This window comes from Bradyrhizobium sp., assembly GCF_017881085.1.
GTDB lineage: Bacteria > Pseudomonadota > Alphaproteobacteria > Rhizobiales > Xanthobacteraceae > Bradyrhizobium.
Window position 1 is genome coordinate 1 of record NZ_JADGRI010000456.1, and the last position, 3130, is coordinate 3130.

The 3130-nt window shown below is 59.4% G+C and carries 6 protein-coding genes; all 6 read left to right on the forward strand.

The features are described 5' to 3' along the window. Positions 1-233 (forward strand): hypothetical protein (locus tag QZ213_RS26485; protein WP_291689011.1); only part of this gene is annotated, 233 nt, incomplete at its 5' end. A 265-nt stretch (positions 234-498) separates the two neighbouring features. Beyond that, positions 499-972: a hypothetical protein gene (locus QZ213_RS26490; protein WP_291689012.1), complete on the forward strand. Its 474-nt coding sequence runs from the start codon at positions 499-501 to the stop codon at positions 970-972. 41 nt (positions 973-1013) lie between these two features. Continuing rightward, entirely contained in the window at positions 1014-1298 is a 285-nt protein-coding gene (locus QZ213_RS26495; RefSeq protein WP_291689013.1) for a hypothetical protein, read from the forward strand. 206 nt (positions 1299-1504) lie between these two features. After that, positions 1505-1783, forward strand: a complete 279-nt coding sequence (locus QZ213_RS26500; RefSeq protein WP_291689014.1) for a hypothetical protein — start codon at positions 1505-1507, stop codon at positions 1781-1783. 30 nt (positions 1784-1813) lie between these two features. Next, the gene (locus QZ213_RS26505; protein ID WP_291689015.1) at positions 1814-2257 is read left to right on the forward strand and encodes a hypothetical protein; all 444 of its coding nucleotides are present in this window, start codon (positions 1814-1816) and stop codon (positions 2255-2257) included. Between the two features lie 6 nt (positions 2258-2263). Then, positions 2264-3130 (forward strand): 4-hydroxy-tetrahydrodipicolinate synthase (gene dapA, locus QZ213_RS26510; protein WP_291689016.1); only part of this gene is annotated, 867 nt, incomplete at its 3' end.

The window sequence follows — 3130 nt, forward strand, 5'->3', positions numbered from 1 at the left end:
TCGCAGGCGTAGGCGTAGCCTACCGCCACCGCGAAGAAGCCCAGACCGAGGGCCAGCATGACGACGTCCAACATGAGATGCTCCTTGCGGCGCTTGTTTCCGGCTGCGACCGTTGCACTGTTCCCGCCCGGCAAATTGCGGTGGATCAAAACAATAAACGCCTGATCGCGTGTGACCGTCAGGTGCCACGTTGGGTATATGTTTTCGAGATGGATGTGATGGCAACGTTATAGGAATCTAATAAAGATTATCGACGGATCCCCGGCAACTCATTGCGAAGCATCGCTTTTCCGGCTCGCATTTTCTGCGTTGCGCCGCGCGACCCACAACGCGGCTCGGCGCGCGCCTGGATCGAGATCGACTGGAATCCCGGACCCGCGCGGCACTTATGGCGCACTTATATTTCGAGGCGGCTTTCCCACTCGAATTCAAATGCCTTTTTCCTCACCTTGGAGACGCGACCGCATTCCGGCGGTCCTTGTCCGATAGGAGCACGCCATGTTCCATGATCATTCTCATCCTTCGGAGCAACTGGCGACGCTGGCCGCGCAAGTACACGTTGCTGACGAGGCGACGCCCGAAATGTTCTCCGAAATCGTTGGCCAGACCTGTCAGCGGCCATCGGCGCCGAATAAGGCTGCCAACGCTGAGCGGCTGCATCAATTGATCGAGGCCGGCGCTTTGACCCAGGGCGCACTTGCGCTGATCGAACTGGAACTGCCGCAGTGGAAGCTGCGCCGCGTCACCTACGATGAAGGCGAGTGGCACTGCGCATTGTCCCGGCAGCGCGAACTACCGGAGTGGCTGGACCAGGCGATCGAGGCCAGCCACTCAAGTCTTACGCTCGCGGTTGTGGCCGTTTACATCGAAACACTTCGGCAGGTCGAGGCGTCGCGGGAGCCTAGCCGGCCGTCGGTGCCGCAGATACGGGCCGATCAATTTGAGCCGCTGTGCTGTGAAAACTTTGCCTAATTCACGGTCCGCTGCTGAGGCTTCTTCCGGGAAATCGATCCATGGCTAATGCGCCAGTCACGTTCAACGACCTCAGATCGGTTCAGGTCATCGGTCGCTTTTGTCTGCGGATGGTCGTGCTCTGCGTGTTTGCGGCAATTGGAGGCGCCGGCTTTGGCAGAAGCCTTGCCGCGCTATTGTTGCTTTCTGCGATCATCTCCGTTGTTGCCGGAGCTTTCCGACGAGAGACGCCGTTCGACGCCGCGCTGACCCATTGGGATGAGGCCGCCGTGTACGGACTTCTCTACGGATTGGTCATGACGATTAGTCAGGTTTCGGCTACTTGAATTCACACCTCAGCCGCCGCCGACGTCACCCACCTCTTCCTGTCCGATACCCCACATCTTCCATATGAAATAGGCGCTGCTCCGCTCTCGCATCTTTATGCGGTGAGGAAGATATTGAGCGCACCCTGAATTGGGGACGCAACGGGTTGATCGCAAACTCAATCGTTTCAACGACAGTCGCGATCGAATCCTTACCGGGAATGAAAATGAAACAGACCGAACCACCATCGTGCAGCTCCAACATCGTCTTGATCGGCAAGAACAGCCGTGGCAACTGGGTCGCCCAGGAACAAAGCGGCCTGTTCGGCGGCCTGTTCGTCAACCGAGCCGCAGCCGTTAAATTCGCGCTCTTTGAAAACGGCCACCGTCCAGAGGCCGTTGTTGACACGCCCAGCGTTCTTGAACTCAGCCTGAACAGCAGTCCCTTCACTTCCGATCGCGCAGCGATGAGTTCCGACGACACACTTCAGCGCCGAGCTGCCTAAACCCGCCTGTCGCCCATTGAGAGCGTCACGATGACCCAGACCGATAGCGCTCCCGCACAGGAGCAACTTATCGACACCATGATCGACCTTGCGCGTCTGTCGCAGTCGCACCGGATCATCATTGCTGGCAGAGATAGTCTCGGAATTCATCGGGCCCTTCACTGCCGCGGGTTCATCCGTGCCGCGACCACCGCGACCTGCCGCACTTCCTGCGGACAACATTCAGCAGGTCTCATCGTGGGGGACCGCTCGTTTCAGGACCTCGAAACATCGCTTGTTCGCACCTCTCAACTCTTGAATGCCACAGCGACCATCGTCGTCTCGATCGAATCCCCAGAGCGAGGTTTGAGCCTGAGAGTGCGCACGAAACTGGAACAACTGGGATTCCGGATCGAGGCCGGGGTGAGATGCCAGCAAGGCTTCCTGCTTTCGGCCTATCGGTGCAATTTCGCATCAATCGCCAAGGCAGCCTAACGTGTCATGACCACTGGAACGCGGTATTCAACCCCATGGTTGACCGGCTTTATTGCCGATCTCCCGACGCCGTTCGACCGCAACGACGAAATCGACTGGGCGTCGTTCGAAATGCTTTGCGAGCACCAGATCAAGTCGGGCGCGACCGCCATCGTCGTTGGAGAGACGATGGGGGAGGCCTCAACGCTGAGCCCTGCAGAACACGACGCCATTATCCGCGCCGCGGTCAATATCTCGCGGAGCCGCATAGCGGTCATCGCAGGCGCCGGCTCAAATTCGACCAGCCAGGCGATCAGCCTGACCATGCGAGCCGAAGCCAACGGCGCCGACGCCATCATGTCCGTCGTGCCCTATTACAACAAGCCGATGCAGGCCGGCATCGTTGCGCACTTTCAGGCTATTGCGGTCTCAACCACGCTGCCGATCATTTTGCACGACGCGCCCGGTCGCACGGCGCGGGAGCTGTCCGACGAGACAATGCAGCGTTTGACAGAATCGGCGCAGTTCGTGGGCGTCAAGGACGGAGCGGGGAATGTCGCGCGTCTGCTTCGCTGGAGAGCGCTTCTTCCTCCAAATTTTCGTCTGCTGACTGGGGAGGACTCGACTGCATCAACCTATCTGCTCGGCGGCGGAGACGGGTGCATTTCGGTTGTGTCGAATGTCGCTCCTGACCTCTGCCGGCGCATGCACGAATGCTGCAAACAGGGAGACGTGGAGTGTGCGCGAAGCCTGGCAATTCGCCTGGCGCGACTGACCGCCGCCCTGCCCCAGGACTCGGCGCCGGCGTCTCTGAAATATGGGTTGAGCCTGCTCGGACTAATGCAGCCGCGGTTGCGGCTTCCGCTGGTCGAACTGGACGAGACGTCAAAAAGC